The following is a 26,659-nucleotide window of genomic DNA, read 5'->3' on the forward strand; positions in this document are numbered from 1 at the left end:
GCGGCCTGCCGACGCCGTCGGTTCAGATCCCGGGCCGGATGCCCCAGACGCCCCGCCAGGTGTCGCCGGGCGCCAGGACGATCAGATCGCGGCCGGACCGGAACGCGTCCGGTGGGCAGGTCATCGGCTCGATCGCCACCGAACGCCGGTACCGCTCGCCGGTCAGGGTGTCGCCGGTGTAGACCTGCCACCAGCCGAACTGTGCGTCGGCCCAGATCCGCAGCCCGCTCGACCCGTCCGGCCCGCGCAGCGTCACCGCGGAACCGCCGTCGTCGTCCCGGGTCACCTGCCCGAAGGCAAGGTCCAGCACCGCGTCGCCGATGCGTCGCGGCTCGGTGTAGTCGTACTCGGTACCGGCCACCGGGGTCGCCCCGACCGGCAGCAGTCGCCCGTCCAACACCATCCGGGTCTGCCCGGGCACCTGCAACGCGATGTCCTCCACCGGCACTTCGGGCAGGCGCAGGTACGGATGCACCGAGAAGCCGAACGGTGCCGGTTCGACACCGATGTTGGTCACCTCGTGCTCGCCCCGCAGCCCGTCCGGCCCGACGCTCCACCGGGTACGCAGCCGCAGCGGCCACGGGTATCCCGGCTGCGGCGGCAGGTCGAACCCGATCGTGACCTCGTCCGGCCGCTGCTCGATCAGGTGCCAGGATGCCCAGTTGACCAGGCCGTGGATAGCGGTGTGCCGCTCCGGCTCGGTGATGTTGAGCTGCAACGACCGCCCGTCGAAGGTGTAGACGCCGTCCCGGATCCGGTTGGGCCAGGGCGCGAGCACCTGACCGGCCGAACCAGGGCAGAGCTCGTCGGTGGCGTACCCGTCGAGATGCTCGACCCCGTCCTGCCGGTAGGTGCGCAGCCCACCGCCCACCTCGACGATGGCCGCCTCATGGCCGGCGGCGGAAATGGTCCACTGTGCCCCGGAGAGGGGACGCGGCTCGTGGCTATCCATGTCGCCAGACCCTAGCTTCCAGATCCGCTTCCCGCTCATTGCGGTCGGCGCTCACTCGATGCCCGGTAGCGGGTCAGCGCCGGGAACGCCACGGCGAGCAGCACGGCCAGTGCCGCCGCCGCCAGACCGCCACCCACCCAGGCCACCCCGCTGCCGAACCCGGCCGCCATGGCCCCGGCCCGCAGGTCACCCAGGCGTGGCCCACCGGCCACCACGACGGTGTTGACCCCCTGGAGCCGTCCGCGCATCCGGTCCGGTGCGTACACGATCAGCATCGACTGCCGCACCACCGAGCTGACCAGGTCGGCCGCCCCGGCCAGCACCAGCAGCGCGACGACCAGCCAGAGCTGACGCGCCAGCCCGGCCAACGCCACCGCGACGCCCCAGCCGACGACGGCCAGCACCAGCACCAGCCCTTGCCGGCGGACCCGGCCGATCCAGCCGGAGAGCAGCCCGGCGAGCAGCGAACCGATTGCGATCGAGCTGTACAGCCAGCCGACCGCCGCACCGCCACCGAACCGCTCGGTCGCCACCTCGGGAAAGAGCGCCCGAGGGAAGGCGAACACCATCGCGATCAGGTCGATCGCGAAGGAGAGCAGCAGCACCGGAGCGCCGGCCAGGTAGCGGACGCCGTCGACGATGCTGCGCAGCCCGGCCTGCCGGGGGCCGCCGTCCGGGTCCGGCTCGGGCGGCATCGCCGGCAGCCGCAGCGCCGCCCAGACCAGCGCGATGAGCAGCGCGGCATCCAGGCCGTACGCCACCGGCAGCGCGACCCCGAGCTCAAAAACGGCGAGGATCAGACCGGCGGCCAGCGGCCCGAGAACCGAGGTGGCCATCGCCGTGGTGAAGTTCAGCGTGGTGGCGGCGGGCACCAACTCGACCGGTACCAGTCGACCGACCAGCGCGGCGCGGGCCGGACTGGCGATCGCGAACGACACCGAACTCAGCGCCACCAGGGCCAGCAGCAGCACCGGGCTGCCAACATCCAGCAGGGCCTGCGCCAGCAGCCCCAACACGGACAGCCAGAGCAGCACCGAGCCGCCGAGCAACACCCGACGCCGGTCGAGGGCGTCGGCCACCGCGCCGCCCCACAACCCGAAAATCAGCAACGGTACGAAGGCGGCCACACCGAGCAGACCGACCCAGAGCGAGTCCTCGGTCAGCGCGTACATCTCCACCGGCACGGCGACCGCGGTGAACTGGAACCCGAACATCGCGATGGCGTTGCCGACCCACAACCGCCGGTACGCCGGCACCCGCAGTGGGCGCAGGTCGATCGCCCAGCGACGCTGCTGACGCCGCCGGGAGGTGTCGGTCTTGGTCACGGGGCCAGCCGCTCCACGACCCAGCCGGTGTCGGTACGGCGGAACCGCAGCCGGTCGTGCAACCGGCTGGCCCGCCCCTGCCAGAACTCCACCGAGTCGGGGCGGACCCGCAGCCCACCCCAGTTTTCCGGGGCAGGGATCGGATCCACCTCGGCGAACTGCTGCGCCGCCGTGCGGTAGGCGTCATCCAGCGCGGTCCGGTCCGGCAGCACCGACGACTGGGTACTGGCCCACGCGCCGAGCTGCGAGCCGCGTGGTCGGCTGGCGAAGTAGGTCTCGGTCGTCACCCGGTCGATCCGCTCCACCGCCCCGGTCACGATCACCTGCCGCTGCATCGGAAACCAGGGAAAAACCAGGCTGGCGTACGCGTTGGCGGCCACCTCGGCACCCTTGCGGGACCGGTAGTTGGTGAAGAAGACGAAGCCCTCCGGGTCGTACCCCTTGAGCAGCACGGTCCGCGCGCTCGGCCGGCCGGCGGCGTCGGCGGTGCCGACCACCATGGCGTTCGGCTCGGGCAACCCGGCGGCCACCGCCTCGGCGAACCAGCGATCGAACTGGGTGCACCAGTCGTCGGCCAGGTCGGCCTCGACCAGCCCGGAATCGGCTGCGTACTCGTGGCGCATGCTCGATGGCGGTGGTGTGTCGCCCGTCACGTGCCCTCTCCTGTCCGTCCGGCCGATCCGCGTCCGACCAGCCCGTACGGTCAAGTCTCGCCCAATCAGCTACGGCCGCCGCAGCCGGGGATGTCGTGTGCAGCACATCGACAGTGGGTCGCGGACCCGATTACCAGCAGGCAAGATGTCACGAACACATCCCTGAGGGTCGCCTAAGGCGCTCACCCGGCCGGGGCCGGGACATCGAGCCCGGGCGGGCGCACCGACCACACACCAGGAGTAGTGAGATGGCCGATTTCAAACCCGGACTCGAAGGCGTCGTAGCGTTCGAAACCGAGATCGCCGAACCCGACCGCGAGGGCGGTGCGCTGCGCTATCGCGGGGTCGACATCGAGGATCTGATCGGCCAGGTCTCCTTCGGCAACGTCTGGGCTCTACTGGTCGACGGCCGGTTCGGGCCCGGCCTGCCGCCGGCCGAGCCGTTCCCGGTGCCGGTGCACTCCGGCGACATCCGGGTCGACGTGCAGTCCGCCGTGGCGATGCTCGCCCCGTACTGGGGTTTGCAGCAGATGCTCGACATCTCCGACGAGCAGGCCCGCGAGGATCTCGCCCGGGTTTCGGTCACCGCGCTCTCCTTCGTCGCCCAGTCCGCCCGGGGCCTCGGCCTGCCGGCGGTGCCGCAGAAGGAGATCGACAAGGCCTCGACGGTGGTCGAGCGCTTCATGAAGCGGTGGCGCGGCGAGCCCGACCCCCGGCACGTCAAGGCCGTCGACGCGTACTTCATCTCGGCCGCCGAGCACGGCCTGAACGCCTCCACCTTCACCGCCCGGATCGTCGCCTCCACCGGTGCGGACGCCGCCGCCTGCATCTCGTCGGGCATCGGGGCCCTTTCCGGCCCGCTGCACGGCGGCGCGCCGTCGCGGGTGCTCAGCATGCTGGAGGCGGTCGAGCGCAGCGGTGACGCCGAGAGCTACGTCAAGGGCGTCCTCGACCGGGGCGAGCGGCTGATGGGCTTCGGCCACCGGGTGTACCGGGCCGAGGACCCGCGCGCCCGGGTGCTGCGCCGCACCGCCAAGGAACTGGGCGCGCCCCGGTTCGAGGTCGCCGAGGCGCTGGAGAAGGCCGCGCTCACCGAGTTGCAGGCCCGCCGGCCGGACCGGGTGCTCGCCACCAACGTCGAGTTCTGGTCCGCGGTCGTGCTCGACTTCGCCGAGGTACCGGCCCACATGTTCACCTCCATGTTCACCTGCGCCCGGATGGGCGGTTGGAGCGCGCACATCCTGGAGCAGAAGAAGCTCCAGCGCCTCGTCCGCCCCTCCGCCCGCTACGTCGGCCCGAGCCCGCGCAAGCCGCACGAGGTCGACGGCTGGGACGCCGTCCCCCACGGCGTCTGAGGTGTAAGGAAGGGGCCCTTCTTACCGTCTTCGGTAGAGGAAGGGCCCCTTCTTAACGCCCGGCCCCTGGTTCGGCGAACGTCCGCGTTACGGCGGATGCCACGCCGGTGTGGGCCAGGCCACGGGCTGTGGCAGACGACTCACGGTTCGGAGCGGGACGAGCGCCCGGAGCGGCGGCGACGGGTGCGAGGATGAAAGCCGGCAGCGCCGCCGATGGGTTCGACCGACTCCACGGTCCACCCAGCACGCGCCCGCCGATCGGTCCACTCCCACCTGCTCACTCGGGCCCCGACCCATGCGGAAGGATCTTGAAAACCGTGGCTGACGCACCGACCATCCGGATTCCCGACGAGATCAAGCCCGCCGACGGCCGATTCGGCTGCGGGCCGTCCAAGGTCCGTCCGGCGGCGGTCTCCGCGCTCGCCGAGGTGGCCACCAGCTACCTGGGCACCTCGCACCGGCAGAAGACCGTCCGCGACCAGGTGGCCCGGCTGCGCTCCGGCATCGCCGAGTTCTTCTCCCTGCCCGAGGGCTACGAGGTGATCATCGGCAACGGGGGCACCACCGCGTTCTGGGAGGTCGCGACCTTCGGCCTGATCCGCGACCGGGCCCAGTTCGCCAGCTTCGGTGAGTTCGGCGCCAAGTTCGCCAAGGCCGTCAAGGACGCACCGTTCCTCGGCGAGCCCACCATCCGCAAGTCGGACGCGGGCAGCGCGCCGAGCCTGGTCGCCGAGGCCGGCGTGGACGTCTACGCCACCCCGCACAACGAGACCTCGACCGGCGTCGCGGTGCCGATCAGCCGGGTGGCGGGCGCCGACCCGGGTTCGCTGCTGCTGGTCGACGCCACCTCCGGCGCCGGCGGCCTGGAGGTCAACGTCGGCGAGACCGACGTCTACTACTTCGCTCCGCAGAAGTGCTTCGGCTCCGACGGCGGCCTGTGGCTGGCCCTGATGTCGCCGGCCGCCCTGGAGCGGGCCGCCGAGGTCAAGGCCTCCGGCCGGTACATCCCCGCCTTCCTGGACCTGGTCACCGCGATCGACAACTCGCGGCTGGAGCAGACCTACAACACCCCGGCGCTGGCCACCATCTTCCTCGCCGCCGAGCAGACCGACTGGATGAACTCGCAGGGTGGGCTGGCCTGGGCGGCCAAGCGCACGGCCGAGAGCGCCGGGATCGTGTACGGCTGGGCCGAGCGCTCCGCCGTCGCCAACCCGTTCGTCACCGACCCGGCGCTGCGGTCCAACGTGGTCGCCACCATCGACTTCGCCGACGGGGTGGACGCGACCGCGATCGCCAAGGCGCTGCGCGCGAACGGCATCGTGGACACCGAGCCGTACCGCAAGCTGGGCCGCAACCAGCTGCGCGTCGCGCTTTTCCCGGCCGTCGAGCCGGCCGACGTGGAGGCGCTGACCGCGTCCATCGACTACGTGGTCGAGCGACTCTGAACCGACGTTGAGACAGTGGGCCCGGTCGACCCTGTGCGGTCGCCGGGCCCGCTACGCTCAACGGACCGACCGCCCGGTTGCAGCGCCATTCGCTGTCGTACCGTTGCGGTCGACCGCACTGTCGGCCCCTGACGACTGACCGGCCGCACAGCGCTCACCAGCACCGGACAAGGCTGCTCAGCACGAGTTGCCCGGGCGTGGCGTCTCCCACCTGGACCCGGATGGGCGTACCGTGGTCCTCAACGCCCGGGTGGCCGGCTCGTGGCGTACGGCCAGCGAAGCGGGACGGAGGCAACGCGATGCGCCCAGTACGCTTCGTCGCCCTCTCCGAGGACGGCCAGGCCCTGGTGCTCGCCGACGAGGTCGGGCGACTGCTCGCCCTGCCCATCGACGAGCGCGTCGCCGGCGTGCTGCACGCCGAGCCGGGTGCACCGGCGCTCGCGGTGGCACCGACCACCGCCGATCCGGTGCCGTCCCTGTCCCCTCGGGACATTCAGGCCCGGATCCGTTCCGGCGAGTCCGCTGAGGACGTCGCCCGCATCGCGGGGGTCCCGGTCGACCGGGTGCTCCGCTACGCCGGCCCGGTGCTTCAGGAGCGGGCGATGCTCGCCCAGCACGCCCGGCGCACCCGACTCAAGGGCGCCGAGAAGCCCACCCCGCTGGCCGAAGTGGTCAACGGGCGACTCGCCCAACACGGGATCGACACCGAGAAGATCTCCTGGGACGCGTGGCGCCGCGACGACGGCACCTGGCGGATCGTCGCCACCTGGCCGTCCGGCAAGGCCACCGCGCAGGCGGTCTGGGATCTGGACAAGACCCGCCAGTCGGTGGCGCCGCACGATGACATGGCGCAGTACCTCTGCGCCGAGCGTCCGACGCCGATCCTCGGCCAGGAGCCGGCACCGGAGCGGGGCGGCCACGCGCTGCCCGGTCCGTCGCGCGGCGAGCCCAGCCGAGGTGGCCACGGGCTGCCGGCAGCAGCCGAGTCGGGCCGGGCCGGTCGTGACCCGATCCGCGCCGGCCGGGACGCCCTGCTCGCCTCGCTCGACCGTCCGCTCGGCTCGACGTCGGGCCGTGGCCTCGAACCACGGACGCCGGCCGCGCTGGCCGGCACGCCGGATTCACCCCGGCAGCGGGCGGTCTCCGGAGGCGCGGCAGCGCTGCTCGGCGGTGGTCAGGGCTCGGCCTTCGACGACGACGCGGACGCGCCGAAGGAGGTGCCCGCCGTGCCGTCGCTGGCGGTGCTACGGCCCCGCCGCACCAACGCACCGGCTGCGGGTGCCGCTGAGTCGACCGAGGCCGGCGGCAAGCCGCGCAAGCGCCTGCCCAGCTGGGACGATGTCCTCTTCGGCACCGGCCCCGCCGCCCGCGAATCCTCCTAACCCACCCGCCCTCTCCCGCCCCGCCCTGCCCCGCGTCTGCGCCTGCGCCTGCGCCTGCGCCTGCGCCTGCGCCTGCGCCTGCGCCGATCTTGCACTTCTGGTCGCCGAAAAGTCCACGATGAACTATTCGTCCCGACCAAAAGTGCAAGATCGACGCGGAAGGGCGGCGCGGAGAGGCACGCGGAGAGCCAGCGCGGAGAGTCAGCGCGGAGAGTCAGCGCGGAGAGTCAGCGCGGAGAGTCAGCGCGGAGAGTCAGCGCGGAGGGCACGGCGGGGGTCGCAGTGAGGGCGGATGACGTGTGGCATGGGTTGGCGGGCTTGTTGCGGTGGGGTGGGGTGGGTGGATCTGGGTTAGAGGGGCCAGGTGGCGAGGCGGTGGTAGGCCGGTGGTGGTCCGGGGTGGGTCTGCACCAGCACCAGTTCACCGGCCGGCCAGGATGGGCCGAGGTAGCCGTCGAGCGCGGCGAGGTCGGCTTCGATGTCGGCGTGCGGCATCCGGTCACCGGGACGGGCGATGGTCAGGTGTGGGCGGAACGGCTTGTCGTCGCTGGGAATCCCGATCGTGGTCAGTCCGGTGCGGACGGCGGCGGCCAGCTCCACCAGACGATCGACTTCGCCGCGTACGTCGACCCAGAGGATGGTGCTGCGGCCCCAGCCGAACCGGCCACTGCCGCCCAGCCGCAGCACGGGTGGGCTGTCGCGAGTTGTGGCGGCGGCGAGCCCGAGGGCCTGTCGCACGGCGGCCAACCGGGCGGGGTCGACCTCACCGAGGAAGGCGAGCGTGACGTGAGCTTGACCGGGGTCGGCGAGCCGTACGTTCGTTCCGGCGGCTGCCGTCGCGCTGAGCCGAAGCCCCGCGACCTCACTGAACAGGTGATCGATCGCCTCGGCTGGCGGGTAGACCGCAGTGAAGAGTCGCACCTTGCACAGGATGTCAGCTACGCATGACGCTGGTGTTGACCGGGACGGGTGGCCGGCAGACGCAGGCCGGCCGCGTCCAACTCGCCCTCGATCCGGACCCGTTCGATCTGCCGGTCGATCCCGGCCAGCTCCGCCAGGTGTTCGGTGATGCCCAGCGCCCGGCAGGCCAGCCGGAGCCGGTCGTCGTACGCGTCGAGCACGCTGCTGTGCCACACCACCGCAGCGCCACCGACCCGGTCCCGGCGTAGGCACCTTAGGTCCGCCGCGAGCTGCTCCAACGGGCGCCGGTCGGGCCGATCGAGGGCATCGAGGGTGTCCGGGTCGGCGAGTTCGTCAGCCGTCACCGCCTGGTTCAGTCGGGTGATCAGGCGCCGTTCCCGCCACCGCTCCCGCCACTCGGCGAATCCGCAGGTGAAGCGGTCGAGGACCTCGTCGGCGCAGATCACGAGCGCGACCAGCACCGGTACGCAGACCACGGCGACCAGCGCCAGGGCAAGCAGCAGCAACCGTAAGACCTCCACTCAACGAAGTTATGCTGCTGCGGAGCGTAAGGTTACCGATTTTCCAGTATTCGACCATCCCCGACCACCCGACCGCGCCCGGTGCAACCGAGCGGCGAACGCACGGCGGACAGGACAGCGCACGGCGGACAGGACAGCGGACGGCAGTCGGCGGGCAGACGGCAGTCAGCGGCTGGCTGCTCAGACCTCGGTGACGTAGAAGCGGGGCATCGGCAGGATCCGGAACCGCAGCCGGGCGCCGTCTCGGCGCAACTGCCAGGCCAGCGCGAGCAGGGCGGTGGCGAGGGAGACCAGACCGCCGACCCAGATGCTGACGCCGGCTCCGAAGGTCTCCGCGATCCAGCCGATCAGCGGCGCGCCGACCGGATTGGTACCCAGGAACACCAGCACCCACAGCGCCATCACCCGCCCCCGGAAGGCGGCGTCGGTGCCGAGTTGAACCCGCTGGTTGGCAGCCTGGGCGAAGTAGACCATGAAGAAGCCGGTCGGCGGGAGCAGCGCAAGGACCATCCAGTACGTGGGCGCCAACCCGACGAGGGTGCCGAAAATCGCGCAGGCGACCGCAGCACCGAGCACCAGCCACACTGACGGGCGGCTGCGCCGACCGGTACCGGCCAGTGCGCCAGCCAGCGCACCGACCGCCAGGGTGGTGCTGAACAGGCCGAACGAGGCCGCACCGGTGTTGAACACGGTCTTCGCCAACGCCGCCAGGGTGAGCTGGAAGTTGAACAGCGACATCCCGATCACCGACATCACCACCATCGGCAGCAACAGGTCGGGACGGCGTCCGACGTAACGCAGCCCGTCCAGCACGGTGGCGGCGGCCCGTTCCTCGCGCGGCGGCAACGGTGCGCGGTACAACTCGGCCGGCCGCATCTGGATCACCGTGACCAGGGGGCCGATCGAGCTGAGCGCGGTGACCAGGAAGACTGGCCCGACGTCGAACAAGGCGATGGCCAGGCCGGCAACCGCCGGCCCGACGATACGGGCTGAGTTGAAGACGGCCGCGCTGAGCGAGAGCGCGTTGGGAAGCAGCCGGGTGCCGACAAGTTCGGAGACGAACGACTGCCGGACCGGGGTTTCCACCGCGTTGGCCACACCGAGCAGGGCGGCGAAGACGAAGACGTGCCAGAGCTGAACCAGGCCGGTGAGGACCAGCACGCTCATCGCCAGGGACAGCACGGTCCAGAAGGCGTTGGCAATGAAGAGGAGCAGCCGCTTGTCGTACCGGTCGGCGAGCCGGCCGGAGGGGAGCGTGAGCAGCAGTACGGGGGCGAACTGGAGCGCGACCACCACACCGAGCGCGGTGGCCGAATCGCCGGAAAGCTCGAGGACCAGCCAGTCCTGGGCGATGAACATCATCCAGACGCCGATCAGCTTGATCAGTTGCCCGGATGCGAATAGCCGGTAGTTGCGGACCTGTAGGGACTGGAACATCGTGCTCAACCGTGCCTGCACTCTCGGTGCGCCTCCTCGCGGTGGTACGCGTCGTCAACGACGGACGGCGCGGCGCGGGCGCACACCGGGTGTGCGGCGTCAGGCGCGGGAGATTCGCTGGAGAATCTCTGCGGCGTGTTGCAGGGTCTCCCGGTCGGTATCGCTCAGCTCGGTCAGCCGGCGGGCCAGCCATTCGTCTCGGACCCGCTCGAACTGGTCGAGCACGGCCTGACCCCCCTCGGTCACCGCGAGGATCACCTGCCGGCCGTCGGTGGGGTGTGGGGTGCGCTGCACGAGGCCGCGCTCCTCCAGCTTCGCGACGATCTTGGTCATCGTCGGTGGCTGCACCCGTTCGACGTCGGCGAGTTCCCGCGGTGTGAGCGCTCCACCCAGCCGGATGCTGGTGAGCGCGGACAACTGGGTGACCGTGAGATCACCTACCGGCCGGGCCTGGCGGACCCGCCGGTTGAGCCGGGTTATCGCATCACGCAGCTGATGGGCCAGCTGCGCCGGTGGCATGCTCTGCGCCGTCACCGTCCGCTCCGTCACGATAGTTAGCCTAACTAATTAGCTGACCGAACCGCAGCGAATATGACCACGCTCACCCTGCTCGGGCCAGGTGCGGGCGAACCGTCGCACGTCACACCCGGCCCGGGCCACGAACGTCACAACACGAGCGCCTCGACCGGACCGCGCAGGAAGTACACCACGAACAGTGCCGCCACCGCGTACAGCAGCGGATGGATCTCGCGGGCCTTGCCCTTGGCCAGCTTGACCACCACGTAGACGATCAGGCCGGCACCGATGCCGTTGGAGATCGAGTAGGTGAACGGCATCAGCACGATGGTGAGGAACGCCGGGATGGCGATCTCGTAGTCGGACCAGTCGATGGTGCGTACCGCGGTCATCATCAGGAAGCCGACCACCACCAGCGCGATGGACGCCGCCTCGAACGGCACGACCACCACCAGCGGGGCCAGGAACATGGCCAGCAGGAACAGCGCGCCGGTGACCAGGTTCGCCACCCCGGTCCGGGCACCCTCCGCGACACCGGCGGCACTCTCGACGTACGCCGTGTTGCTGGAGACGCTGGCCGCGCCACCGGCCGCCGCGCCGATCGAGTCGACCAGCAGGATCTCCTTCGCCCGCGGCGGGGTGCCCTGCTCGTCGAGCATGCTGCCTTCCTGCCCGACGGCGACCATCGTGCCCATCGTGTCGAAGAAGTCGGTGATGAGCAGGGTGAAGATGAACATCAACACGACCAGCCAGCCGGCCCGCTCCCAGGAGCCGAGCACGTTGAACTTGCCGATCAGTGACAGATCCGGCACGTCGATGGGGTTGCTGGGCAGGGTCGGGACGTTCAGCGACCAACCCTTCGGGTTCGGCACCCCGTTGACGAAGGACGGGCCGATGTTGCCGAGCGCCTCCACCACCATAGCCAGCACGGTGGAGCCGAAGATGCCGATCAGGATCGCGCCCTTTACCCGGCGTACCACCAGCACCAGGGTCAGCAGCAGGCCCAGCACGAAGACCAGCGTCGGCCAGCTGACCAGTTTGCCGCCGATGCCCAGGCCGAGCGGCACGGTGGTGTTCTCCACGTCCGGGATTCGCCGGACGAAGCCGGCGTTGACCAGCCCGATGACGGTCAGGAACAGACCGATACCGACCCCGATCGCCGTCTTCATCTGGGTCGGCACCGAGCGGAAAACGGCGGTACGCAGACCGGTCAGCACCAGCACCGCGATGATCACACCCTCGATCACCACCAGACCCATGGCGTCGGCCCAGGTCATCTCCGGTGCGATCTCGTACGCCACCAGGGCGTTGACGCCGAGGCCGGCGGCGACGGCCAGCGGGAACCGGCCGACCACACCCATCAGGATGGTCATCAGGCCGGCGACCAGCGCGGTGGCCGCGGCGATCGCCGGCAACGACAGCGCCTTGTCGTCACCGTCGAGGGCGCCGCCGAGGATGAGCGGGTTGAGCACCACGATGTACGCCATCGTGAAGAAGGTGGCCAGACCACCCCGTACCTCACGGCTCATCGTCGAGCCACGCGCGGTGACCTCGAAGTACCGGTCGAACCGGTTACGCGGCCGACCGGGGTCGGGGGGTGTGCCGTTGTCGAGCGGCGCTACTGCCATCAGGAACCTCACAGCGGATGATCAAGTCGTCGGGCGCATCGTCGCAGATGACCGACTTCCCGAAAAGTTCGGTCGCGTACCCTGGCCTGGTGCCGAAGCAACAGCCGCGACCTGAGCCACTCGACCCGCCGATGGTGCCGTTCGCGCTGGCCGGCATGGTGGCGTGGGCGGTCGCCGGTCTGGTGCTGCTGCTCATTCGGGACCGGCTGGCCGCGAGCGGGCACGAGAACTGGCTCTGGATCTGCCTGGCCGGCTTTCTGTGGGGTTTCCCCGGTTTGGCGGTAATGATGCGGCACGACGCCAACCGGCGCCGCCGCCGCGCCGCCAACTGACCGCCGTCTAACCCGCCCAACCCGGCCGGGCCGCCGAGCCGCCCGGCTGACGGCAGTGATCAGGAGTGGCCGTACGGCTCCGCGGGCTCGCCCGGCTCGATCGACCCGGGCGCGCGGGAGACCGACATCGGCTCCACCGCGCTGTCGTCGTAGATGGCCGGGACCTCCTCCACTGCCGTCTCTGCTTCGACCAGCGTCTCCGAGTGCGCGCCACAGCCGTGGTCGGTGCTGACCACTCGGCCGTCGTCCGGGGCGTAGAAGTTGCCGCAGACGCCGAAGCACTGCCGCAACTGCCCGGCGAGCGGGAGATAGAAGCCGCAGGTGCCGCAGCGGGCGGCAGCCGGGGCGGAGGTGGAAATGGGCGCCGACGGGCCGTGGTCGCCGTCGTACCAGCGCTGGGCCGCCTCGGCCCGCCCCTCCCGCGACAACACCCGGGACCGGCCCAGACCCAACTCCCAGGCGGTCTCCTCCACCGCCGGGTCGTCGGAGAGCAGGTAACCCGGCTGGAGCCGCTCGTCGTCGGGAGGCGTGGGCAGCAGATCACCGGGACCGAGATCACCCGGCTTGAGCCGCTCCTGCCAGGGCAGCCAGCCGGGTGCGAGCAGCGCGTCCGGCCCGGGCAGCAGCACGGTCTCGCAGATCGTCACGGTACGGCTGCGCGGCACCCGGGTGACGGTGACCGCCCACCGCCAGCCGCGGTAGCCGGCCAGCAGGCATTCGAAGTAGTGGGTGACGAGCCGGTCGCCCTCGGCGACAGCCTGGATGTGTTCACCGACATCGGTGGCATCCACCTCGGTGATGCCGGCACGCGCCACCTCGACGGCGGCGGCGCAGACCTGGTCGAGACGAGCGGCGCGGGCGGAGACAGGCCTGGTCACCCAACCATTGTTCCCCATGGCTGGGGTCGACCGTGAGGCACTCCCCAGAGGTGTTCTGCGAAGGTGGTGCGGCATCCGGCCAGCCGATAGGTCAGGATGGGTGCCATGCCGCTGTCCTCCCACTCCGAGCGGTCCCTTCTGGGGCGTACCGTCGGCACCGGCATCCGGGCGATCCGCCTCCTGTTACGCGGCTCGCTCAGCGGTGGCCGCTGGGTGACCCGCGGCGCCGCCCGCGCGCGGGCCCGGGGTGCCGGTGGAGAGACCGGCATGGTCCGCCTGTTCGATCTGCACGCGGTCTCCTGCGCCGGGGACACCCTGATCGCCATCGGTCTGGCCGGAACGATCTTCTTCAACGTCCCGCTCGGCGAGGCCCGCAGCAAGGTGGCGCTCTACCTGCTGGTGACCATGGTGCCGTTCGCCATGCTCGCCCCGGTGGTCGGGCCACTGCTCGACCACTTCCGGCACGGTCGGCGGTACGCCCTGGCGACGACCATGCTGGGCCGGGCCTTCCTGGCCTGGATGATCTCCGACTACATCCACGGCTTCGGGCTGTATCCGGCGGCCTTCGGCGTGCTGGCGCTCTCCCGGGCGTACGGGGTGGCCCGCTCCGCAGCGGTCCCCCGGCTACTGCCCGAAGGGCTCGGCCTGTCCCAGGTCGGCGCGCGGGCCAGCGTCTACGGCACGGTCGCCGGTGCCCTGGTCGCGCCGATCGGTCTGGCCGCGTTCTGGTTCGGGGCGCAGTGGCCGTTACGGGTCGCCTCGATCATCTTCCTCGTCGGCATGGTGATCGCTCTGCGGCTACCGCCCAAGGCCGACTCCGAACCACCCGAGCGGGTGCCACGACCCCTGCGGGCACTTCGACGAGCCACCGGAGAACGCCCGCTGGGGCGGGGCCGGCCCGCCGGCCGCCTGGTGATCTCGAACCTGATCGGAGCGGCGACACTCCGCGCGATCTACGGCTTCCTGCTGCTCTTCCTGGCCTTCACCATCAAGGCCGGTGACTTGACCACCGTGATGTTCGGCCGCGACCTGGGTGACAAGGGGGCGCTGGGCCTCGTCGGTGGAGCGTTGGCCGTCGGCACCTTCCTGGCCACCGCGATCGGCACCCGGCTGCGCATCCACCGGCCGACCGCGCTTCAGTCCAGCGGCATCGTCATCGTGGCCGGGGTGGCCGTGCTCGCCGCGTTGAACTTCTCCCTGCCGATGGTCACCCTGCTCTGCGTGGTCGCGGCCATGATGAGCGGCATCGCGAAGCTCGCCGTGGACGCCTCGATCCAGGAACGCATCCCGGAACGGCTGCGAGCCAGTTCCTTCGCCCACTCCGAGACGGTGCTGATGCTCGCCTTCGTGGCCGGCGGCGGCCTGGGGCTCGTACCCTTCCACGGCCGAGTCGGCATCGCCGTCACCGCCGGGGTCGGGGTGCTGGCCGCCGTACGAGGGCTGGTGATGGCCCACCGGCTGCGCGCCGAACGGCTCTGTGGCCGACCGCTGACCGACGAGGAACTGAAGGCGACGGAGCGGGACGCCGACGCGCGGGCCGCCGAGGAGCAGGCCGGCCGGGACCGGAAGGCCGCCGAGGACAACGCGCCCACCTCCCCCGCTCCGGTCCAGGGCGGTTCCGCCCCGGAGGAGCCGGGCCTGGCACCGCCCGGTTTCCACATCTACCGGCCGTCCTCGGCGGTCACCGGGTCCGGCGGCGGCGAGGACGAAACCCGGAGCAACTCATCGGGCTCGGTCTCGTGACCGACCTGCTCGTGGTAACCGCGGTGCCCACCGAAGCCGAGGCGATCCAGGCCGGTCTCGACGACTCGACCGTCGCGGTGGTCCCGGTCGGTGTGGGACCGGCCGTCGCCGGCGCGGCGACCGCCCGACTGCTGGCGTTCGCCGAGGCTGCCGGTCGGCCGTACCGTGTCGTGGTCAGTGCGGGCGTGGCCGGCGGATTCAGCGACCGGGTGGAGGTCGGCAAGGTGGTGCTCGGCACCCGAGCCGTCGCCGCCGACCTGGGTGCGGAGTCGCCCGACGGCTTCATCCCCATCGACGAGTTGGGCATGGCGCCCGAACTCCTCGGCGGCGGCTCGGCCGTGCCCGCCGACGCCGGGCTGCTTGCCACCCTGCGTACGGCGCTGCCGTCGGCGGTCGTGGGCGAGGTGCTGACCGTCAACACCGTGACCGGCACCGCCGCCAGCACCGCGGCGCTACGCCGCCGTCACCCGGACGCGGTGGCCGAGGCCATGGAGGGGTACGGCGTGGCCGTCGCCGCCCGGCACGCCGGCGTGCCCTTCGCCGAGTTGCGTACGATCTCGAACCCGATCGGCCCGCGCGACCGCGACGCCTGGCGCCTGCACGACGCCCTCGCCGCCCTGACCACCGCCGCCGCCGCCCTGACCACCGCCGTCGCCCTACGCTGACCTACCGATCACCGGTGCTTCAGAGCGCGCAGCTCACCGACGAGATCCCCGTCGGGAAGCGAGGGCTGGCGGGGATACGGTGGGGGCGTGGCGCTCTCGATGGCGATCTCGCCCTGTCCCAACGACACGTTCGTATTCCATGCGCTGGTGCACGGGCAGGTGCCCGGTGCGCCGGCCGTCGAGGTGACGTACGCCGACGTGGACGTGACCAACACGGCGGCCGAGCGCGGCGCGTTCGACCTGGTGAAGGTGAGTTACGCGGCGTTGCCGTGGCTGCTGGACGACTACCACCTGCTGCCCTGCGGCGGTGCGCTGGGGCGCGGCTGCGGGCCGCTGGTGCTGACCCGGGCTGATCGCGACGGCGGGCCGGACCGCACCGACCTGCGCGACGCCACCGTGGCGGTGCCCGGCGACCGGACCACGGCGTACCTGCTCTTTCGGCTCTGGGCGGCCGAACGGACGCCCCGCCGCATCGAGGTGGTGCCGTTTCACGAGATCATGCCCGGCGTCGCCGCTGGGCGGTACGACGCTGGGCTGGTGATCCACGAAGCCCGCTTCACGTACCCGCGCCACGGGCTGACCGCGCTGGTCGACCTGGGCGAGTGGTGGGAGAGCGACACCGGCCTGCCGATCCCGCTCGGCGCCATCCTGGCCCGGCGCGGTGCGGTCGACCCGCAGCAGGCCGCCGGATGGATCCGGGAGTCGGTCCGGCAGGCCTGGGCCGATCCGGCGGCCAGTCGGGCGTACGTGCTGGCGCACGCCCAGGAGATGGAGCCCGACGTGGTGGACCGGCATATCGGCCTCTACGTCAACGAGTTCACCGCCGACCTGGGAGAGGCCGGCTTCGCTGCCGTCGAGGCGCTGCTCGGCCGGGCCGCCGACGCCGGGCTCGTGCCTCAGACCTCCAACTCGCGGGCCACCGCGTGGACCAGTTGAGCGATCTTCTGGGCGGTCTTGCGATCCGGGAAGCGACCCCGGCGCAGGTCCGGCTGCACCTTCGCCTCCAGCACCTTGATCATGTCTTCGACCAGCCCGTGCAACTCCTCGGCCGGTCGGCGACGCAACTCCGCCACGGACGGCGGGGCGTCCAACAGCTTCACGCCCATCGCCTGCGTACCCCGCCGGCTGTCCACCACACTGAAGTCGATGCGCTGGCCGCCCTTCAGGTCGGTGACACCGGCCGGTAGCGCGGTCTTCGGCAGGAACACGTCGCCACCCTCGTCACTGGTGACGAACCCGTATCCCTTGGCCGCGTCGTACCACTTCACTCGACCCGTAGGCACCTGAAATCCCCTGCTTCGCTTGAAACGTCTACTGCGTCAAGGCTAGCCGGATCATGCCGTCGAGCGCCGCCGGGAATCCGGTGAGGTCGGTCAGCACCATCGCCGCGCCAGCCGCCTCCAGTTCATCGACGGAACACGGCCCGGTGGCGACCGCGATTGCGGGCACGGCCGCGGCCTTCGCGGCCACCATGTCCGCCACGTGATCCCCGACATAGTACGTCGCACCGTGCGCCCGCAGCGCCGTCGCCTTCTCCTCGGCGAACAGGTCCCCGGCTACCTCGTCCACCCCCAGGCCCAAGTGGTCCAGGTGCAGCCGGGCCAGCCGGCCGTGCTTCGCCGTGACCACCAGCACCCGGCCGCCACGCTCCCGCACCGCGTCGAGGGCTGCCCGGGCACCTGGCAGCGGCACCGTCGGGGTGATCGCGTACGCCGGGTAGAGCCCCCGGTAGATACGGACCGCCTCGTCGACCTGCTCGGGCGGGAACCAGCGGGCGATCTCGGTACGCAGCGGCGGGCCGAGCCGGGACACCGCCGCCTCGGCGTCGACCGGGACGCCGGTCCGCTCGGTCAGCGCGCGGAAGGCCGCGGCGATGCCGGGACGCGAGTCGACCAGGGTCATGTCGAGGTCGAAACCGACTGTCAGTGGGGGCATCCTGGAAAGCTACCCGGCCGACGTCCAGAGCAGCCCGATCGTCCGGTGGGCGGAAGCGGGTCCGGCCGGGCTAGCGTGGAACGACGATGAGCACCTCACTCGCCGACCACCTACGGGCACTGCCCGACGAGTCCCTCGCCGCGCTGCTGCAACTGCGGCCAGACCTCGTCGTGCCGGTCCCCGCCGACGTCGCCGCGCTGGCCCTCCGGGCCCAGTCGCGGGTCTCGGTGTCGCGTGCCCTGGACGGGCTGGACCAGTTCACGCTTCAGATCATGGACGCCGCCCGGTTGACCCGTGATCCGGCCGACGGCACCACCTCGGTCGACGGGGTCCTCGCCATGGCCACCGCCGGCCCACACCCACCCGCACCGACCTCCGTCCGGGCCGCTGTCGACCGACTGCGGGCACGCTTCCTGGTGTACGGCCCCGACCACCAGTTGCAGGTCGTCGGGGGCATCGACGAGATCTCCCCGTACCCGGCGGGGCTCGGCCGACCGGCGGCGGAGCTGGACGCACGCACCGCCGCGCTCTGCGCGGACCCGGCGAAGCTGCGCCGGACCCTGCTGGCCGCGCCGCCGTCGGCGCGGGCGATCCTGGACCGGCTGGCGGCCGGGCCACCGGTCGGCAGCGTGCCGCCGGGTGCGTTGCAGGCCCCGGCGACCGGCAGCGACGACGATCTGCCGCCTGACGAGACCAACGGCGGGGCGCCCACCGGCTCCCCGGTCCGCTGGCTGGTCGACCATCGGCTGCTGGTGCGGGTCGCCGGCGGCAAGGGCGGCACGGCCGGCATGGTCGAGTTGCCCCGGGAGATCGGGCTGCTGCTGCGCCGCGACACCGGCCCGCTGGGTCCGCTGAGCGCCAGCCCGCCGCCGGTGGCCAGCACGCCACGCGAGCCGAAGGCCGTCGACTCCGCCGGGGCCGGGCAGACCATGGAGGTGGTACGCCACACCGAGTCGCTGCTGGAACAGTTGGCCGCCGAACCGGCGCCGGTGCTGCGCTCCGGTGGAATCGGCGTACGTGACCTGCGCCGGCTGGCCCGCGTCACCGGGCTGGACGAACCGACGGCGGCGCTGCTGCTGGAGGTGGCGTACGCGGCCGGGCTGGCCGGCGAGATGGAACTGTCCGGGAGCGCCGGCCGGTACGGCGCGGACCAGCAGGTGCTGCCCACCGCCGGGTACGAGTTGTGGCGGGCCGGTTCGCTGGCCCAGCGCTGGGAGCAGTTGGCCCGCGCCTGGCTGACCATGACCCGCCAGGTGGGGCTCATCGGCCAGCGCGACGACCGGGACCGGCCGATCACGGTGTTCTCCGCCGAGGCGGAACGGGCCGGTGCGCCGGCCGCCCGGCGGGCGGTGCTCGGCGTGCTCGCCGACCTGGAACCGGCCGCCGCACCCACCGTGGAGGAGGTGCTGGCGCTGCTCGACTGGCGGGCGCCGCGCCGCAGCCGGGGCCGGGAGGCCGCCCACCGGGAGGTGCTCGCCGAGGCGGCCACGCTGGGCGTGACCGGGCTGGGGGCGCTCACCTCGTACGGGCGACTGCTGCTGGCCGAGGCGACCGCGACCGAGGACCGCGACACCGACGACCCGCTCGGGTTGCGCAGCGAGACCGAGGGCGATGCCGGTGGCACCGCAGTCCGGGTGTTGGACGCACTGCTGCCCGCCCCGGTGGACCACTTCCTGGTGCAGGCCGATCTGACCGTGGTGGTTCCCGGGCCGCCGGAGCCGGCGCTCGCCGCCGAACTGGAAATGGTCGCCGAACCCGAGTCCGCCGGTGGAGCGAGCGTGTACCGGGTCACCTCGGGCAGTGTGCGCCGGGCGTTGGACACCGGCTACTCGGCCGACGACCTGCACGACCTGTTCCGGCGCCGGTCCCGCACCCCGATACCGCAGGGCCTGACGTATCTGATCGACGATGTGGCGCGACGGCACGGCGGGCTGCGGGTCGGCTCCGCCGGGGCGTACCTGCGCAGCGACGACGAGGCGTTGCTCGCCGAACTGCTGGCCGACCGGCGGGTCGAGGAATTGACGTTGCGCCGACTCGCACCGACGGTGCTGGTCACCCCGTACCAGGCCGGCCGGATGTTGGCGGTGCTGCGGGAGGCCGGCTACGCGCCGGTCGCCGAGGATGCCAGCGGATCTGCGGTGTTGACCCGGCCGAAGGTCCGACGGGCGGCGGCCCGGGTGTCGGTGGCCACCCGGGCGCTCGATCCGCTCGCCACCGCGCGCCTGCCGCTGCCCCGACTGCTCGGGGTGGTCGAGCAGATCCGCCGGGGCGATGCGACGGCACGGGCGGCCCGGCGGGCTCCGGCGGCGGTACGCGGTGCCGCGGCGTCGACCGGTCCGGCTCCCGCACACAGTCACAGCGACGCCCTGGCCGTGCTTCAACAGGCGGTACGCGACAAGGCGCTGGTCTGGGTCGGCTACGTCGACGCGCACGGGGCGACCGCGTCCCGGCTGGTCCGACCGGTCTCCCTCGGCGCCGGTTACCTACGTGCCGAGGACGAACGGACGGAGATGCTGCACACCTTCGCGCTGCACCGGATCACTGCGGCGGTGCTGGAGAAGTGATCCCGGCGCGGGTCAGCGTCGGCTGCGCCGCACCGACCCGATGATCGCTACGATCAGCAGCAGGGCGAATCCGGTGCCGGCGGCCTCGCCGACCGAATCGATGAAGCCCTGCTGAAGCACGAGCCAACCGAAGAGGAACCAGCCGAACAGGAGCGCCCCGACGACCGCGTACGCGACCACGGTCGCGGTGGAGACGGGTTCCGCCGACCCGGCCTTGTCACGTTCAAGGATCAGTTCCTGGTCAACGGACATCTGCCCTCCCCGTACGGTCCGGCCTGTCATCCCAGAGTGTCATCCCGGACGGCAACCGGCCAGCAGCACGGCCGACCGACCCCAGCAGCTTCTACCCAGCGGTGCGTAGGCGGAATCCGTCGTGAAGGTCGGCCCGGGGCGCGCCGCTCGCCCCCGTTGGCTGCCCGCGATGGCGGCAAGGGCCCCCGCTTCCTGGCCCGCCTGATCGCGGATCGAACGCGCACGCACCGCGCCGACCTGGAAGACGAGCGGCCGAAGTGGGCCGCACGAGTCGTCTCCCCACTAGCTAGACGCAATCTGGAACAGGAAAGGTTGCTGCCTGCGTACGCATTCTTGGCACCGGCTTCTGCGTGTAACACTGGATGGTCGCCCGGTGGCAGGTCAGGCGCCTACCGCGCCGACACGGTCAGCCGTACGGAGGAGGAGATTCGGCGTGAGCGGTGGACCCCTGATCGTGCAGTCGGACAAGACGCTGCTGTTGGAGATCGACCACCCCGACGCGCAGGCCTGCCGGATGGCCATCGCGCCCTTCGCCGAGCTGGAGCGTTCCCCCGAGCACGTGCACACCTACCGGCTCACCCCGCTCGGGCTGTGGAATGCCCGCGCCGCCGGCCACGACGCCGAGGGCGTGGTGGACGCCTTGATCAAGTACTCCCGCTATCCGGTGCCGCACGCCCTGCTGGTCGACGTGGCCGAGACCATGGACCGGTACGGCCGGCTGCAACTCGCCAACGACCCGGCGCACGGCCTGGTGCTGCGGGCCCTGGACCGGGTTGTGCTGGTCGAGGTGGCCAAGAGCAAGAAGCTCGCCGGGATGCTCGGCGCCAAGCTCGACGACGACACCATCGCGGTGCATCCGTCCGAACGCGGCCGGCTCAAGCAGGCCCTGCTCAAGCTCGGCTGGCCGGCGGAGGACCTGGCCGGGTACGTCGACGGCGAGGCACACCCGATCGAGCTGGCCGAGTCCGGTAAGGACGGCCGCAAACCGTGGACGCTGCGGTCGTACCAGCGGGAGGCGGTGGAGGCGTTCTGGGCCGGCGGCTCCGGTGTGGTGGTGCTGCCCTGCGGCGCCGGCAAGACCCTGGTCGGTGCGGCGGCGATGGCCGAGGCGAAGGCGACCACCCTGATCCTGGTCACCAACACGGTCGCCGGTCGACAGTGGAAGCGCGAGCTGATCGCCCGCACCTCGCTGACCGAGGAGGAGATCGGCGAGTACTCGGGCGAGCGCAAGGAGATCCGGCCGGTCACCATCGCCACGTACCAGGTGCTGACCTCGCGTCGCGGCGGCGCGTTCACCCACCTGGACCTGTTCGGGGCGCGCGACTGGGGCCTGGTCGTCTACGACGAGGTGCACCTGCTGCCCGCGCCGATCTTCCGGTTCACCGCCGACCTCCAGGCCCGCCGTCGGCTGGGCCTGACCGCCACCCTGGTCCGCGAGGACGGCCGGGAGGGCGACGTGTTCAGCCTGATCGGCCCGAAGCGGTACGACGCGCCCTGGAAGGACATCGAGTCGCAGGGCTGGATCGCCCCGGCCCAGTGCACCGAGGTCCGGGTCACCCTGACCGACGCCGAGCGGATGTCGTACGCGACCGCCGAGGCCGAGGAGCGCTACCGGATGGCGGCCACCGCCCGCACCAAGCTGCCGGTGATCAAGGCGCTGGTGGACCGGCATCCGGAGGAGCAGACCCTGGTCATCGGCGCGTACATCGACCAGCTGCACCAACTGGGCGAATACCTGGACGCGCCGATCGTGCAGGGGTCGACCACCAACAAGGAACGCGAGCGGCTGTTCGACGCCTTCCGTTCCGGGGAGATCCGCACACTGGTGATCTCCAAGGTGGGGAATTTCTCCATCGACCTGCCCGAGGCGGCAGTGGCGATCCAGGTGTCGGGCACCTTCGGTTCCCGACAGGAGGAGGCGCAACGGTTGGGCCGGGTGCTGCGCCCCAAGGCCGACGGCCGGCAGGCGCACTTCTACACCGTGGTCTCCCGGGACACCATCGACACCGAATACGCCGCTCACCGCCAGCGCTTCCTCGCCGAGCAGGGGTACGCGTACACCATCGTCGACGCCGACGACGTCCTCGGCCCCTCGCTTCCGTCTTTTGACTGACGAGCCCCGAGTGGCGGTCGAGTGGGATAGGCGTCCGTCGCTGACCGGATAAGAAGACATTCCATGACATAGCCGTACGTCATAAACAGCGCCCAACACTTACAGTGATGCGGGCTGACACGATCGAAGATATTTGCTACGGTCTTAGCCGCGCCCCAAAGTTGGCCAGCAATGAGCTAAAAGCAGTGCGCCGAATCCAGCTCGATCAAAGGCGCACCTTCGGGAGAGTCGGAGGACCCTTGAAGAAGGCAGTTAGTAGAAGCTTGCTCGTGGCGGGAATTATTGGCGGCATGACCGTACTGCCTGCCACACCCGCTTTCGCCGGAGAGGTTGGCTGCATCATCCCCAACTCCCCCAGCACCACCATCAGCTGCTCTACCGGCTACGCCCCAGCCACTACCACGAAGATTACTTTGAGCGTCTGGCCGGTAAGTAGCGGCACGATCACCTGCCGAGCCTACGATCTGGGCGGCAACTTGCGGGCAACGCTTGCCAACTCAACCAGAGACTCTTCCATGCTCCAACAATTCACCGTTCCCAGTAGCCGATACTTCATGGTTTGCGTCCGGCCGATGAATACCACTGGAGGCAGCGGAAGGCTCTATGATTACCATGTCTTTTCGTGACTGATCAGGGGCACGGCAGGTTCGGATGCCGCTAGCCTCCGCTTAAATCCTGCTCATTGACAAGACAGCCGATGCTCGACCGTGCGTGCCAACCGGAGCACTCCGGACCGACGTCGTCCTCGTTAGCGAGCCGGTATGACGGGCAGTCCGCCAGGACTGGTGGACAGGTAGGTCCTGTCGAGTTGATAGCGCGAACGACTCACGCCCGGGTGGACAGTCTCCGAGCATTACGGCGGCCCTCCATGCGACAGCACGAACGGTTCAGCTCGACAGGGCCCACACACCCCGCAGAACGCCCCCTTCAGCCCGGACGGATCTGCCGTCCTCGTGCTGTGTGGACTCCACTATGAAAACGCCGCGACCAGGGCGGCCTCCGCCGGCTGCAACACGGCGGAGGCCGCCCTCACTTCACGTGATCAGCGGAGGCGGTCAACCGATGGATCCACGGGTGTTGTCCCGGCTCAGTGCCCGCGTCGAGCCGGGTGGGATGACCCTCTCGGCCGAGGACCAGCAGGGCGTACGCCATTGGGTGTTCTGTGACCGGCGGCTGCCCGACGGCGGGCGGTGCGTGCTGGCGGCGGAGCATGCCGCATCGTGTTCCGCCCGCCCGGTGCAGGTTGGTCGGTGTGCGCGGCGCCGGTTCTAGAGGATGCGGGTGACCTGCTCGGCGGCGGCTACCGCGTCCCGGTCGGCGGGGTCGAGGTTGGCGCAGAGCAGCACCGAGGCCCCCGCCGACAGCGGCGCGAGCAGCCACTTCAGCGGTAGGTCGTGCTCAGCGACGTCGACCAGCAGGCGGTCACCGACCCGCAGGTCCCAACTGTCGGCCAACTCCCGCGCCAGTCCTCCCCACTGGTGGTAGGTGGTGCCGTCGGGGCTGACCGGGTCGGAGGCGTGCAGCGTGGGGCGATCGGTCGGGGCGGCGCCGTGTCGGAGCACCTCCACCGACCAGTCGAGCCAGCCGGTCGGCACGTCGGTCAGCGGCTCCGGGCCGGTGCCGACGAGGTAGCGGTGCAGCCCATCGGGTACGTCCTCCAGCCAGTCGTCGAGCCGCTCGGGTGTGACCAGAACTGCGTCGTACGGTCGGTCGCCGCCCGGCTCAAGCACCGGCAGCCCGGCGGTGGCGCGCGGCCGGAACGACACCTCCAGCCCCACCGCCCAGGCACCAAGCAGAACCGCAGCGGTACGCCAGTGCGGTGGCAGCAGCACCGCCACCCGGCTGCCCGGCGTCAGGCCGCACCCGTCGCGCAGCAGGCCGGCGGCCCGCGCCGACCAGTCACCCAGCTCGGCGGCGGTCACCTGCTGACGATGCCCGGTCCGGTGGTCGAGGTAGGTGATCAGCGGCTGGTCCCGCTCGGCGAGACCGACGGCGGACGGCACGGGCAGCGTGGCAGACATACCGTACGTCCTACTCTTACCGCCCCGACCTGTCCAGGCTGCCCCGCCTTGCCTCGCGTTAATAGGGGGCCCTTCCTATACACGAGGCGTTAATAAGGTGCCCTTCCTTACTCCGGAAGCGGAGGGCCGACGTCGAGCAGCGGTGCGAGCAGGTCGCCGTGCTCGTCGACCCGCTTGAGCACCTCACCGGCGGTGTACGGCCGCGACGACGGTCGTTTGCCGGCCGCACCGGCGGCGACCTCGTCCCAGGTCAGCGGCGCGGAGACGGACGGCACCGGCTGGGCGCGCAGCGAGTACGGCGCCACGGTGGTCTTCGCCGCGTTGTTCTGACTCCAGTCGATGAAGATCTTGCCGGGTCGCAGGTTCTTCGCCATCTTCGACACGATCAGTTTCGGGTGCTCGCGTTCCAGTTCCTGGGCGATCCGCCGGGCGTAGGCCGCCACGTCGTCAGCGGACTGCGTCCCGGCGATCGGGCAGCTCAGCTGCATGCCCTTCTTGCCGGAGGTCTTCGGGTAGGCGTCCACCCCGTCGGCGGCGAGCCGGTCGCGCAGCAGCAGCGCCACCTGGCAGCACTGCTTCAGCGACGCCGGGGCACCCGGGTCCAGGTCGACCACCATCAGGTCCGGGTGCTCGCCGATTTTCCACTGTGGGGTGTGCAGTTCGAGCGCGGCGAGGTTGGCCAGCCAGACCAGGGTGGGCAGGTCGTCGGCGACCACGTAGTCGATGGTTTCCCGGCCCTTGCTCGACCCGGGTGCGGGCAGGTTCTCGGTGCGTACCCAGTTAGGGGTGGCGGCGGGGGCGTTCTTCTCGAAGAACGAGTTGCCGTCCACCCCGTTCGGGTAGCGGATCCGGGTCAACGCCCGGTCGGCCAGGTGCGGCAGGAGTACCGGGGCGATCCGGGTGTAGTAGTCGATCACCTCGCCCTTGGTGAAGCCGGCCTGCGGATAGAGCACCTTGTCCAGATTGGACAGCTCCAGGGTGCGACCCTCGACCTCGACCCGGAACCGCTCAGCTGGCATCGTCGACCTCCTCGGCCGGTTTGTCGGGCCGCAGCCGCAGGATCCGGGGGAATCGCAGCCGTCCGTCCGGGGTGCGCTGGCCGTACTTCACCTCCACGACCACCTGAGGCGTTACCCAGATGGCGCCCCGGGCATCATCGCGGGGCAGTCCGGCGGCGAACGGCGACGCGGGGGTGCGCAGCGGTTCCAACTCGCGCAGCAGTTCCCGTTCGATCGCCGCGCCGATGCCGCCGCCGACCCGACCCCGGTAGGTCAACCGCCCACCGGCACCGGGCACACCGACCAGCAGGCCACCGATCTTCCGGGCGCCGGGCCGCCAGCCGCCGACCACGAAGTCCCCGGTCACCTCCAACTTGACCTTGACCCAGTCCGGGGAGCGCACGCCGGGTCGGTAGACCGAGTCGACCCGCTTGGCCATCACCCCCTCCAGGCCGTGCTCACCGGCCGCGGAGTAGGTCGCCGGGCCGTCGAAGAAGACCGGTGGGACCGCCCACCGCGCCGCCCCCAACCCCAGGCCGTCGAGGGCTTCCCGGCGCCGGGCGTACGGCCAGCCGGTCAGGTCCTCGCCCCGCAGCCGGAGCACGTCGAAGATCATGTACGTGACCGGGACGCTGGCCGCCAGCCGGGCCGCCTTCGCCCGGTCCCGCACGTGCATCCTCTCCGCAAGTGCGGTAAATGACGGGCGTCCCGCCTGATCGAAGAGGACCACCTCACCGTCGAGCAGTGCGTCGTCGACCTGCTCGGCGAGCGTGATCAGTTCCGGGTACGCGGCGGTGATCTCCACACCGGAACGGGCGTAGAGACGCTGCCGACCAGCGGATATGTCGGCCAGCGCGCGTACGCCGTCCCACTTGAACTCGTACGCCCAGCCGGCATCAGCCGGGAGCTGCCCGGTCATCGCGAGCATCGGCTTGAGCGGCGCGCCGGGCACGGAACCGACTGTAGTACCAGGCGGAACCCCTCGCGCCCGGTTCGCTTGGGTGCGAGCATGGTCGATACCGG

24 protein-coding genes and 1 pseudogene are annotated in these 26,659 nt (G+C 71.1%); 10 read left to right on the forward strand and 15 right to left on the reverse strand.

Annotation, left to right across the window (positions count from 1 at the left end):
- Window positions 1-22 precede the first annotated feature (22 nt).
- From AB0M35_RS23625 to pdxH, 3 genes are read right to left on the reverse strand one after another with little or no spacing between them, the layout of a single operon-like run.
- Entirely contained in the window at window positions 23-952 is a 930-nt protein-coding gene (locus AB0M35_RS23625) for an aldose 1-epimerase family protein (RefSeq protein WP_363747905.1), read from the reverse strand.
- Between the two features lie 35 nt (window positions 953-987).
- Window positions 988-2,277 (reverse strand): MFS transporter, encoded by a 1,290-nt coding sequence (locus AB0M35_RS23630; RefSeq protein ID WP_363747907.1) that lies wholly within the window; start codon window positions 2,275-2,277, stop codon window positions 988-990.
- On the reverse strand, window positions 2,274-2,900 hold the full coding sequence (pdxH, locus tag AB0M35_RS23635; protein WP_363747998.1) for a pyridoxamine 5'-phosphate oxidase: 627 nt from the start codon (window positions 2,898-2,900) through the stop codon (window positions 2,274-2,276). The genes AB0M35_RS23630 and pdxH overlap by 4 nt, the downstream gene beginning before the upstream one ends.
- 278 nt (window positions 2,901-3,178) lie before the next feature.
- Between pdxH and AB0M35_RS23640 the strand changes: the two genes are divergently transcribed.
- The 3 genes from AB0M35_RS23640 (at window position 3,179) to sepH (ending at window position 7,112) form a co-directional block, all read left to right on the forward strand.
- Window positions 3,179-4,285, forward strand: coding sequence for a citrate synthase 2 (locus AB0M35_RS23640; RefSeq protein ID WP_363747909.1), 1,107 nt, complete (start codon window positions 3,179-3,181; stop codon window positions 4,283-4,285).
- 317 nt (window positions 4,286-4,602) lie between these two features.
- Window positions 4,603-5,730, forward strand: coding sequence for a phosphoserine transaminase (gene serC / locus AB0M35_RS23645; RefSeq protein ID WP_363747911.1), 1,128 nt, complete (start codon window positions 4,603-4,605; stop codon window positions 5,728-5,730).
- 299 nt (window positions 5,731-6,029) lie between these two features.
- Complete coding sequence (gene sepH / locus AB0M35_RS23650) at window positions 6,030-7,112, forward strand: septation protein SepH (RefSeq protein ID WP_363747913.1); 1,083 nt, start codon at window positions 6,030-6,032, stop codon at window positions 7,110-7,112.
- Window positions 7,113-7,463: 351 nt separating this feature from the next.
- Here sepH and thpR read toward each other — a convergent pair whose 3' ends face one another.
- The 5 genes from thpR to AB0M35_RS23675 all read right to left on the reverse strand — a co-directional run bounded on the left by thpR (window position 7,464) and on the right by AB0M35_RS23675 (window position 12,135).
- Window positions 7,464-8,033, reverse strand: coding sequence for an RNA 2',3'-cyclic phosphodiesterase (thpR, locus tag AB0M35_RS23655; RefSeq protein WP_363747915.1), 570 nt, complete (start codon window positions 8,031-8,033; stop codon window positions 7,464-7,466).
- Window positions 8,034-8,050: 17 nt separating this feature from the next.
- Window positions 8,051-8,554 (reverse strand): hypothetical protein, encoded by a 504-nt coding sequence (locus tag AB0M35_RS23660; RefSeq protein WP_363747916.1) that lies wholly within the window; start codon window positions 8,552-8,554, stop codon window positions 8,051-8,053.
- A gap of 180 nt (window positions 8,555-8,734) precedes the next feature.
- A complete protein-coding gene (locus AB0M35_RS23665) occupies window positions 8,735-10,012 on the reverse strand; it encodes an MFS transporter (RefSeq protein WP_363747918.1) in 1,278 nt (425 codons plus the stop codon).
- Between the two features lie 78 nt (window positions 10,013-10,090).
- Entirely contained in the window at window positions 10,091-10,540 is a 450-nt protein-coding gene (locus AB0M35_RS23670; protein WP_363747919.1) for a MarR family transcriptional regulator, read from the reverse strand.
- Between the two features lie 116 nt (window positions 10,541-10,656).
- Window positions 10,657-12,135: an NCS2 family permease gene (locus AB0M35_RS23675; RefSeq protein WP_363747921.1), complete on the reverse strand. Its 1,479-nt coding sequence runs from the start codon at window positions 12,133-12,135 to the stop codon at window positions 10,657-10,659.
- Between the two features lie 86 nt (window positions 12,136-12,221).
- On the opposite strand from AB0M35_RS23675, the gene AB0M35_RS23680 reads away from it, so the two are divergent.
- Window positions 12,222-12,467, forward strand: a complete 246-nt coding sequence (locus AB0M35_RS23680; protein ID WP_363747999.1) for a DUF2530 domain-containing protein — start codon at window positions 12,222-12,224, stop codon at window positions 12,465-12,467.
- A gap of 59 nt (window positions 12,468-12,526) precedes the next feature.
- Here the strand turns inward: AB0M35_RS23680 and AB0M35_RS23685 are convergent, their stop codons facing one another.
- Window positions 12,527-13,363, reverse strand: a complete 837-nt coding sequence (locus AB0M35_RS23685) for a DUF3027 domain-containing protein (protein WP_363747923.1) — start codon at window positions 13,361-13,363, stop codon at window positions 12,527-12,529.
- 87 nt (window positions 13,364-13,450) lie between these two features.
- Between AB0M35_RS23685 and AB0M35_RS23690 the strand changes: the two genes are divergently transcribed.
- The 3 genes from AB0M35_RS23690 to AB0M35_RS23700 all read left to right on the forward strand — a co-directional run bounded on the left by AB0M35_RS23690 (window position 13,451) and on the right by AB0M35_RS23700 (window position 16,689).
- Window positions 13,451-15,088 carry an MFS transporter gene (locus AB0M35_RS23690; RefSeq protein WP_363747925.1) on the forward strand — a complete coding sequence of 546 codons (1,638 nt, stop codon included), beginning with the start codon at window positions 13,451-13,453 and terminating at the stop codon, window positions 15,086-15,088.
- On the forward strand, window positions 15,085-15,753 hold the full coding sequence (locus AB0M35_RS23695; RefSeq protein ID WP_363747927.1) for a futalosine hydrolase: 669 nt from the start codon (window positions 15,085-15,087) through the stop codon (window positions 15,751-15,753). Before AB0M35_RS23690 ends, AB0M35_RS23695 begins: the two co-directional genes overlap by 4 nt.
- An 87-nt stretch (window positions 15,754-15,840) precedes the next feature.
- A complete protein-coding gene (locus tag AB0M35_RS23700; RefSeq protein WP_363747928.1) occupies window positions 15,841-16,689 on the forward strand; it encodes a 1,4-dihydroxy-6-naphthoate synthase in 849 nt (282 codons plus the stop codon).
- On the opposite strand, the gene AB0M35_RS23705 is transcribed toward AB0M35_RS23700, so the two are convergent.
- Both AB0M35_RS23705 and AB0M35_RS23710 read right to left on the reverse strand, forming a co-directional pair.
- A complete protein-coding gene (locus AB0M35_RS23705; protein WP_363747929.1) occupies window positions 16,650-17,036 on the reverse strand; it encodes a cold shock domain-containing protein in 387 nt (128 codons plus the stop codon). The genes AB0M35_RS23700 and AB0M35_RS23705 overlap by 40 nt on opposite strands.
- 28 nt (window positions 17,037-17,064) lie before the next feature.
- A complete protein-coding gene (locus AB0M35_RS23710; RefSeq protein ID WP_363747931.1) occupies window positions 17,065-17,688 on the reverse strand; it encodes a haloacid dehalogenase-like hydrolase in 624 nt (207 codons plus the stop codon).
- Between the two features lie 86 nt (window positions 17,689-17,774).
- On the opposite strand from AB0M35_RS23710, the gene AB0M35_RS23715 reads away from it, so the two are divergent.
- A complete protein-coding gene (locus AB0M35_RS23715; RefSeq protein WP_363747933.1) occupies window positions 17,775-20,252 on the forward strand; it encodes a helicase-associated domain-containing protein in 2,478 nt (825 codons plus the stop codon).
- 12 nt (window positions 20,253-20,264) lie between these two features.
- On the opposite strand, the gene AB0M35_RS23720 is transcribed toward AB0M35_RS23715, so the two are convergent.
- Window positions 20,265-20,504: a hypothetical protein gene (locus tag AB0M35_RS23720; protein ID WP_363747935.1), complete on the reverse strand. Its 240-nt coding sequence runs from the start codon at window positions 20,502-20,504 to the stop codon at window positions 20,265-20,267.
- A gap of 433 nt (window positions 20,505-20,937) precedes the next feature.
- Here AB0M35_RS23720 and AB0M35_RS23725 point away from each other — a divergent pair, with 433 nt between their 5' ends.
- Together AB0M35_RS23725 and AB0M35_RS23730 are read left to right on the forward strand one after the other, a co-directional pair.
- On the forward strand, window positions 20,938-22,617 hold the full coding sequence (locus tag AB0M35_RS23725; protein WP_363747937.1) for a DNA repair helicase XPB: 1,680 nt from the start codon (window positions 20,938-20,940) through the stop codon (window positions 22,615-22,617).
- Window positions 22,618-23,688: 1,071 nt separating this feature from the next.
- A pseudogene (locus AB0M35_RS23730) lies at window positions 23,689-23,889 on the forward strand (hypothetical protein); the annotation flags it as partial.
- Here the strand turns inward: AB0M35_RS23730 and AB0M35_RS23735 are convergent.
- From AB0M35_RS23735 to ligD (AB0M35_RS23745), 3 genes are all read right to left on the reverse strand, one after another.
- A complete protein-coding gene (locus AB0M35_RS23735; protein ID WP_363747939.1) occupies window positions 23,886-24,638 on the reverse strand; it encodes a TIGR03089 family protein in 753 nt (250 codons plus the stop codon). The pseudogene AB0M35_RS23730 and the gene AB0M35_RS23735 sit on opposite strands and share 4 nt — an antisense overlap.
- A gap of 107 nt (window positions 24,639-24,745) precedes the next feature.
- Window positions 24,746-25,657, reverse strand: coding sequence for a non-homologous end-joining DNA ligase (ligD, locus tag AB0M35_RS23740; RefSeq protein WP_363747941.1), 912 nt, complete (start codon window positions 25,655-25,657; stop codon window positions 24,746-24,748).
- Complete coding sequence (gene ligD, locus AB0M35_RS23745; protein ID WP_363747943.1) at window positions 25,647-26,588, reverse strand: non-homologous end-joining DNA ligase; 942 nt, start codon at window positions 26,586-26,588, stop codon at window positions 25,647-25,649. The genes ligD (AB0M35_RS23740) and ligD (AB0M35_RS23745) overlap by 11 nt, the downstream gene beginning before the upstream one ends.
- Between the last annotated feature and the right edge of the window lie 71 nt (window positions 26,589-26,659).

Source organism: Micromonospora sp. NPDC051196 (assembly GCF_040682415.1).
Classification (GTDB): Bacteria; Actinomycetota; Actinomycetes; order Mycobacteriales; family Micromonosporaceae; genus Micromonospora.

Bases quoted from the DNA above. Each gene is read 5' to 3' on its own strand.
- AB0M35_RS23625 (WP_363747905.1), bottom strand. From the start codon at position 952: ATGGATAGCCACGAGCCGCGTCCCCTCTCCGGGGCACAGTGGACCATT.
- AB0M35_RS23685 (WP_363747923.1), bottom strand. From the start codon at position 13,363: ATGGGGAACAATGGTTGGGTGACCAGGCCTGTCTCCGCCCGCGCCGCT.
- sepH (WP_363747913.1), top strand. From the start codon at position 6,030: ATGCGCCCAGTACGCTTCGTCGCCCTCTCCGAGGACGGCCAGGCCCTG.
- AB0M35_RS23690 (WP_363747925.1), top strand. From the start codon at position 13,451: ATGCCGCTGTCCTCCCACTCCGAGCGGTCCCTTCTGGGGCGTACCGTC.
- AB0M35_RS23735 (WP_363747939.1), bottom strand. From the start codon at position 24,638: ATGTCTGCCACGCTGCCCGTGCCGTCCGCCGTCGGTCTCGCCGAGCGG.
- AB0M35_RS23640 (WP_363747909.1), top strand. From the start codon at position 3,179: ATGGCCGATTTCAAACCCGGACTCGAAGGCGTCGTAGCGTTCGAAACC.
- ligD (WP_363747941.1), bottom strand. From the start codon at position 25,657: ATGCCAGCTGAGCGGTTCCGGGTCGAGGTCGAGGGTCGCACCCTGGAG.
- AB0M35_RS23710 (WP_363747931.1), bottom strand. From the start codon at position 17,688: ATGCCCCCACTGACAGTCGGTTTCGACCTCGACATGACCCTGGTCGAC.
- AB0M35_RS23675 (WP_363747921.1), bottom strand. From the start codon at position 12,135: ATGGCAGTAGCGCCGCTCGACAACGGCACACCCCCCGACCCCGGTCGG.
- pdxH (WP_363747998.1), bottom strand. From the start codon at position 2,900: ATGCGCCACGAGTACGCAGCCGATTCCGGGCTGGTCGAGGCCGACCTG.
- AB0M35_RS23715 (WP_363747933.1), top strand. From the start codon at position 17,775: ATGAGCACCTCACTCGCCGACCACCTACGGGCACTGCCCGACGAGTCC.
- AB0M35_RS23720 (WP_363747935.1), bottom strand. From the start codon at position 20,504: ATGTCCGTTGACCAGGAACTGATCCTTGAACGTGACAAGGCCGGGTCG.